Annotated in this window: 6 protein-coding genes and 1 pseudogene; 4 read left to right on the top strand and 3 right to left on the bottom strand. The window is 52.7% G+C overall.

Annotated elements, in window-relative coordinates:
• Positions 1–1,107 carry a choice-of-anchor Q domain-containing protein gene (locus tag G552_RS0113020; protein ID WP_245575207.1) on the bottom strand — a complete coding sequence of 369 codons (1,107 nt, stop codon included), beginning with the start codon at positions 1,105–1,107 and terminating at the stop codon, positions 1–3.
• 156 nt (positions 1,108–1,263) lie between these two features.
• Entirely contained in the window at positions 1,264–2,064 is an 801-nt protein-coding gene (locus G552_RS0113015) for a YveK family protein (protein ID WP_156890752.1), read from the bottom strand.
• A gap of 255 nt (positions 2,065–2,319) precedes the next feature.
• Between G552_RS0113015 and G552_RS0113010 the strand changes: the two genes are divergently transcribed.
• Genes G552_RS0113010 through G552_RS15560 form a run of 4 tightly spaced genes read left to right on the top strand, consistent with a single transcriptional unit; the run spans position 2,320 to position 7,074 of the window.
• On the top strand, positions 2,320–3,747 hold the full coding sequence (locus G552_RS0113010; protein WP_027883411.1) for a lipopolysaccharide biosynthesis protein: 1,428 nt from the start codon (positions 2,320–2,322) through the stop codon (positions 3,745–3,747).
• Positions 3,744–5,030 carry an O-antigen ligase family protein gene (locus G552_RS0113005; RefSeq protein WP_051195816.1) on the top strand — a complete coding sequence of 429 codons (1,287 nt, stop codon included), beginning with the start codon at positions 3,744–3,746 and terminating at the stop codon, positions 5,028–5,030. The genes G552_RS0113010 and G552_RS0113005 overlap by 4 nt, the downstream gene beginning before the upstream one ends.
• Before the next feature lie 37 nt (positions 5,031–5,067).
• Positions 5,068–6,189, top strand: a complete 1,122-nt coding sequence (locus tag G552_RS0113000; RefSeq protein WP_245575206.1) for a glycosyltransferase — start codon at positions 5,068–5,070, stop codon at positions 6,187–6,189.
• 24 nt (positions 6,190–6,213) lie between these two features.
• A complete protein-coding gene (locus G552_RS15560; RefSeq protein WP_051195815.1) occupies positions 6,214–7,074 on the top strand; it encodes a hypothetical protein in 861 nt (286 codons plus the stop codon).
• Positions 7,075–7,192: 118 nt separating this feature from the next.
• On the opposite strand, the pseudogene G552_RS15555 reads toward G552_RS15560, so the two are convergent.
• Positions 7,193–7,441 (bottom strand): annotated as a pseudogene (locus G552_RS15555) (IS1634 family transposase); the annotation flags it as partial.

Raw genomic sequence — 7,441 nt, 5'->3', positions numbered from 1 at the left:
TTAGCGCACTTCAAAAGGCCCCAAGTCAACGGCGGCACCCTTTAGGCGGGGACCGGCTTCAAAGTCCAGGCTGGGGGCTGCCTCACCCAGACCCCGGTCGATGGCCGGACTGGTGCTGGAAAGACGGTAGTTCCCACTTCCATCGGCCTTGAACTCCACAAACCCAGGGTCCACCGCGAGGCTTCCCTGGTGGCTGCTGGTCTGCAGGCGCCAGTTGGTCCCATTGTTCCACACCAGGTTGTTGATGAAGCGGTTGACCCCGGTGTTGTTCTCCTCACTGATCCCCCGTGGGTTGCCCACCACAATGTTGTTGGCCACCAGAAAGTTCTCCGCCCGGTTCCCCCGGGTGTTGTCCCCCGAGCCCACCGAGATACCCCCGTAAAGATTGGCAAACGACAGGTTGTTGCTGATGACCACCGCAGTGGCCGCATGCCAGGTGGTGATGCCAAAACCCCGGGCCCGGTAAACGATGTTGTTCTGCACTACCCCCCGGGGTGCCCCCTGGTAAATGCCGTGAATCCGGGTGCACGAACCCGCGCTTAGGTCGCCAATATCGTGTATCAAATTACTCAAAGCGAGAGAACTTTCTGCTTCAGGTAGGCCCAGGTTAATCCCCGCTCCCCCGTTGGTATCACACTGGGCACGGATGTTGTAGACATGGTTGTAGAGGAAGCGGTTGAAGGGCCTCCAGCTAATGATGCCGCTGTTGGAGGCGTTGGTGACCTCGAGGCCGATGATGTCGATATAGCTACCCCGGACATCGATACCGAAGAGGGCGCCTTGGGCGTTGATCTTAGCGCCCCAGCGGGTATCGGAGGCGATAGTGATTCGCTGGTTAGGGGTACCGGAGACGGTGATCTGTACCGACTCGGGGTAGGTGCCATCGAGCACGCGGAGCACGTAGCCAGGCTTGAGCTGGGTTACGGCATAGGAAAGGGTGGCCCAGGGGCGCTGGCGGCTGCCATCGTTGGCGTTGCTACCCCCGGGGCCTACATAGTAGGTGGGGCCGCTGGGAATACTAAAAAGGCCGTAGGAGGCGTTTAATACAGGCGAGGAAAAGCCACTTTGCGACCCTGCAATACACGCAGACAGCAAAAACAGTAGCACACCTGCAACACAAAAAAATAGCCTGCCCGAGGAACCATTTTGACTAAAAATCCTCAATACAAACATAGTGACCTGAAATAGACCATACTACCACAGATGCCAAACAGGCCCCGTATATGGCTTACAAAACCGTTCAAAGACTTAAAGTCAATCTACTTATTTACCAAAAAATGAGCCTCGGGAACCTAGCAAACGATCTTGCACGGTCAGAATGATAAAACCCAGTAACAAAGTTGCGAAAGCCGCAATTGCTGCAGTGCGAAGAGGGCGTGGCGATATAGCTTGGCTGGGCACCTCGGCTCGAGCCAGGATAGAAAGCTGCCCGGTGGCGCTGTTTTCTAAAGAGCGCGCTATCCCCATTTCACGCTCGAGGTTGGCACGTAATTCACGCAACCCCGCCAGGTCGTCGCGGTTGCTAGTCCGGGTTATTTGGGTATTCACCCAGTCCAGGCGCTTCTCAAGCGAAAGAGCTACCCTTCTAAAATTTTCTCGCAGCAAGGCTGCCTCCCATTCTTGCAAAGCTTCAGCCCAAGCATTGGCTATTTCAGCAGCCTGCTTTGGATTGCTATCCCGCACGCTGAGCACAAACACAATGGAAGAAGAACCAACCGTTTCGATTGAGCGAATGCGCATTTTCTCGCGCACTTTGGAATTTTCTTTCGGCAAAACACCTGGAAAACGGCCCCGAAGCCGCTCTAACACCAGGGTTCCATAAGCCGCCTCCCGATAGGCCGCTGCTGCCAGCGGGCGAACCTGGGGTGCATTGATGGTCGAACTCAGGTTGATAGGCTCCGCTGAAAGCAGCCGCGCCGTTGCCTCGTACACTCCCGGTTGTAACCGGCTTACAAAGTAGCTCAAAAAAGCAGCGCTTATAGCCAGTAGTACCAATATCCAAAGGTAGCGGCTAAAACTCAAGAGCAAGCGATCAAAATCGTTTGCGCTAGGTGCAGTTCTCATCTTTGTCCTCTCTTACCTCGCTTGGTCTCAAAATTATCGGACGCCTCAGCTTCTCTAGCCTAGCCTATTTTCCACAATAAGGCTGGCTATTAGAACCCATGCCTTGACACTTAACTCCATACAAGAAGTATTAACGCCCGAGTTCACACAGAAAACCCAGCTTACCCTCCTACCCTTGTGTAGTATGAGGGCTAGCAGAGCCATCTCCAACGCCAAGCAAACGGCGACTCCTGGTCGATTTGAGCAACCAAACCCATGACCCGAATTCTTAAGCTCTTCAACCGATCCTCCTTTTGGCACAACGCCGCCCTGCTGGCAAGCAGTACTGTGTTGGGTCAAGGCTTGGTCGTCGCAGTTCAACCTATCCTAACCCGAATTTATAAACCGGAAGACTTCGGTCTTCTGGCTTTGTATGCCTCTATCCTTTCCCTTTTAGCTGTAATCATTAACCTTCGCTATGAGCAGGCCATTCAACTTCCCAAAGAGGACGCGGAAGCCCGCTACCTACTGCTGCTATCTCTAGCTGTCGGCCTGGGATTAAGTCTGGTGTTTGGAATGGCTTTTTGGCTCCTACGTGACATACTCTCGAACTGGTTCAATACGCCGCTGTCTAGTTATTTTATTTTCCTAGTACCAGTTGGGCTAGTTTGTATTGCGACTATGCAGGCTGGCAGTATGTGGGCACTGCGCCACGCCCAATTTGGCGTTTTAGCTCAGACCAAACTTCAGCAAGGTGTCTGGCAGGCCATGAGCCAGGTTGGGTTAGGCCTCCTGCTGAAAGGACCTATAGGGCTAATGATTGGCGATGTGTTAGGTCGCCTCGGAGGAATACAAGCTCTACTACGCATAATGCCGCGTAACCTCACAAACATCACATTCCATTCCATGTGGCGCATCGCCCATCGGTATAGAGGTTTTTTGTTGTATGGCTCCTGGGCAGCCTTACTAACAGCAGCTAGCTTTCATCTACCCTTTGTCATTTTAACGGCCTTTTTTGGTACTGCTGCCATGGGCCAGTTTAATCTTTCTTATCGAATTACAACCATCCCGGTTACCTTGGTCGCTCAATCTATTGGTCAAGTTTTCTTTTCCAAAGCTGCGGCTACTCGCACCCTAGCTGAGTTAGGGCGTCTTACCGAACAAACGGCGAGTATGCTGCTCGCCTTAGGGCTACCCATATTCGGATCACTGTTCGTTGTTGCTCCGGAAGCTTTTCCCCTGATATTTGGCACGGAGTGGAAAGAAGCTGGCATTTATGCTCAACTTTTGGCTCCTTATCTACTGCTTTCAATTGTGGCACACCCACTCTCTCACTTACTTACCGTGCGAGAGTGGCAAAAAACTTTGCTAGCCTTCACTGTATTAGAGTTAGCCCTGCGCATAGGCGCAATCTACGTGGGGGTACATAGCCGGGAGATGTACTGGGCCGTTTACCTGTTTGTGGTTAGCAGCACAGTGGTAACCTTGCTTTCACTGGTGCTGTTTTTTCGTGCTGCTGGGGCAAGCTGGCGAGGTTTTTGGAAAAGAGCTGGCCGCTGGGTATGGCTTAATGTACCCATAATTCTGCTATTGTGGGGGATGAGCCACTGGATCAAAGGTTGGGGATTAGTAGGGCTATCTGGCATTTTCGCTGCATTGCTCTTGTTGGGGTCCCTACTTCATTTACGTAAGGAAGGTATATGAGAACCGCTGCTCCAACTATAACCACCTTGCTCTTGCCTCTGTGGTTCTGGATGGTCTTTCCCCAAATAGTACTGTACCTCTATGCCTTTAGCCTGCCCCTGGAAGGTGTATTTGCTATTGAAGGGGTTTTTACCCTGTCTAAGGGTTTGCTTGGCTTGTTTTTGTTATCACTGATTTTCCAAATTAAGCGCCCTAAAATTGCCTGGTTTCCAGCACTGATCCTGACATGGAAGCAGGTTCGCAGGTTTCGCATTTCTATTTTAGCGATTCTTTTGCTGTTCTGGGCTACTCTGAGTTACTTCTGGTCTTCCGACCCTTCCGCTAGCTGGACAAAACTACAGGTTTTGCTGCAGCAGATAGTGGGAGCCCTGGCAATTGCCCTTTTTGTTTACACCAAACCCAAAACCCTCCAGCCGCTGCTTTTTTCCTATTCGCTAGGGGCCCTTATTGCTGCTAGCCAGGGCATCGTCAACTACCTGCGCAACCCCGCCAGCCGCACTACCTTCTCTGGAGCAGCTGATGCAGCAGATTTTGCAGCCATCGTCCTGCTGGGTTCTCTAGTTGCGATAGGTCTATGGCTGGTAACTAAAAGTCCAGCTCTCCGCTGGTACAGCCTAATCTGTTTTTTGGTATGTACCTTAGCAGTAGTACTCTCAGGCACTCGCAGTGCCTGGGTGGCCATTTTGCTTACCCTGGCCCTGGTTATTTTGCCGCGGCTGGGTTGGCAACGCATGATTGGTATCGTCTTTGCCATCTTGCTGGTCTCAGCAGCGCTTTACCAACTACCTGCTGCCAATCAATTCCTGAATAGCCGGATTACTTCGGCAGCAGAGGATGGTGGGGCCGGGCGCACCACGATCTGGACTGTTGGGCTGCAAATCGCCTTAGAAAGTCCCCTTTTCGGGCATGGCTTTGGAACTTTTACATCCCTCTTCACTCTAGATAAGGCCCCCGAGTCCAGTCTTGAATCTATTGATACTTACTACATCACCGATGGACGCGGGGCACACAACATCTATCTCGAGCTCGTCTCTGAGATAGGCATCGTAGGGCTAGGTATATTCCTGGCCTGGATGTGGGTGCTGTTGCGAGTAAGCCTACGCCAAGCGGTTCATCCAGATTTAATCCTCATTCTCAAGGCTTGCCTGGTGGCTTACCTCATCCAAGGAGCTTTTCTCGGCATCCTGGAACGCAAATACCTGTGGTTCACCATCGCTCTTCTACACGGCTGCTCAATGATGATGCGAGGTATTGTCTATGCGTCTACTAATGCTAAGCCCTGATTTCCCCTCGAGCCTTGATCCGGTTCCCTGCATTTTTGTGCAAACCCAGGCCATTGAGCTACAGCGCTTGGGGGTTTCTGTCGAGGTGCATGCTCCGGTTCCACTGGTTTTGCCCTGGCTGGCCCAAATTAAGTCTCAGTGGAAGATCTACGCTCAGATCCCTGAGCGTTACGCCGTAGAAGGAGTACAGGTATGGCGCCCACGCTACCTGGCCTTTCCCCGTGAGAACTTATTAGGCTGGCCCCAGCACATAAAAGCTAGAGCTTACCAACGTTCTTCAGGAGAAAATTACGACCTTATTCACGCCCATTTTGCCCATCCAGAGGGAACCCTGGGGACACTGCTCAAACGCCAGTGGAGCAAACCGTTGGTCGTAACCCTCCACGGCGATGATGCTAATACCTACCCCTTTCAAAGCCCTCGCTATATGCGTTACTTCAAGCAAGTTTTAGCCTGGGCCGACCTCGTCTTAGCCGTCAGCGAGGACATCCGTCGGAAAGCAGAGGCCCTTTCCAACCGCCCGGTAATTACCCATCGGGTAGGTTTACACCTTCCACCTATGCAGCCCCCTCCAGATCGACAAGTTTTGCGCCATGAACTGGGGCTCCCCCCAGAAAAGTTTGTACTGCTGTTTGTAGGGGCCATCTGGCAGTACAAAGGTGTACTGGAATTAGCTGAAGCCTTGCGTCAGTTAAATGATGATAATGTGCTTGCAATCTTCATAGGTGAGGGACCTCTGCGGGAAACACTTAAGTCCACCTCAAAAACCCTAATCCAAACTCTGGGTCAACAGCCCAATGCTCTGGTTCGGCGTTATATGGCCGCAGCCGATGTACTAGTGTTGCCCTCCTACCGCGAGGGACTGCCCACCGTAGTAGTAGAGGCTGGGGCTGCTGGCCTTCCTGTCATTGCAAGCAACAAGGGCGGTACTCCTGAACTCATCAACGAAGAGACCGGCTATCTTCTAAAAGAGATCAGCCCTGGCGCTATCTTGAACGCTTTGGCCGCAGTACGTAGCAATCCTCAGCAGGCCAGGGCCAAAGCCGACCGGCTGCGGCAGTATGTTTATCAACACTATGACGCAAAGCGAAACGCCCGCCTGTTGTTGGACTTCTATCAAGAGTTAATCAACGCCCAGCGGCACAGGGGTTATTTATAGTAGTTTTTAGAACATCGCTAATGTATGCAAGAACATCACAGTCAGCTCTACCACCCTACGCAATTTTTGAAGTCTATATGGTACCGTCTTTACTCTGATTTTCTCTTACCCAATCGAACCCGTGAGTTTCGACGTTTGCTCGAGGTGGCCCTGGCCCAAGGCTACCAGGTGCATTCTATCGCCTCCATTTGGGCTCAGATCAAAGCACAGCGCATGGATAGCACCCCACGGCTGGTCTTACGGCTCGACATCGACACCGACCTCCGCACCACCCGGGCCTTGTGGCAAATCATGCGTGAACTAAACGTCCCTGGTACGTTTTACTTCCGTCTTTCTACTTTAGATGTAGGCCTAATGCGATCTATCCATGAATCGGGCAGCGAAGCTAGTTATCACTATGAGGAAATTGCCACCTTTGCTAAGCGACATTTTCTAAAAAGCCGGGCCGAGGTTGAGGCTCACCTGCCCGCGATCCGTAGGCTTTTTGCTCAGAACTATCAACGGATCGAGGCCCTTACCGGACTTCCATTGCACACTGTAGCTTCCCACGGCGATTGGTTAAACCGCCGACTAGGTATACCAAACCTCGAGTTGTTGAAGGATCAATCTTTACGTGAAGCTCTGGGAATCGAACTCGAGGCCTACGACCATGCGCTACAGCAACACTACACACAGCGCTACTCCGATGGAGCTTATCCAAACCTCTGGCTGCCAGGAAATCCCCTCACGGCGGTACAAAACCGACAGAGCGTTATTGAGGTATTAATTCACCCCCGCCACTGGGCAGCAAATATCCCTGTCAATCTTCAGGATGATCTTAGTCGTCTTGGCGAAGAGGCTCTTTATAGAGTAACCCAAGTTGCCACCTATTTCTTTCACCGTTGACCCCTTGGGTGAGGGAAAATAGTGGCCGCTATGTTGAACTCGACTTTGACACCGTGATCCTTGAGAACCCTTGAAACACAAGGCTTTCTTGGGCACACGGGGGTCGCGTACCACTACACTACCCGGCGGGGGTCGTCTCGGGACGTGGCAGCGGCTGGACCCGCGCCGGCGGCCGCAGGCCCACGGCCTTGAAGGCCTCGTAGGCCTGCCCGACCAGCTCGGTGCGGGTGAGGCAGGCCTCGCCGTCCAGCTCCACGGCCACGGCGTGCAGCTGCGAGAGGTCGTGGAGCACGTCCTCGTAGCTCACATCGGGGTTTTGCTGGCGGAGCTTGCGCAACAAGAGGCTCTCCAGGACCAGCGCCAGGAA

The organism is Meiothermus rufus DSM 22234, from assembly GCF_000423425.1.
In the GTDB taxonomy this organism is placed as follows: domain Bacteria; phylum Deinococcota; class Deinococci; order Deinococcales; family Thermaceae; genus Meiothermus; species Meiothermus rufus.
This window is presented reverse-complemented; position numbering and strand designations above follow the sequence as displayed.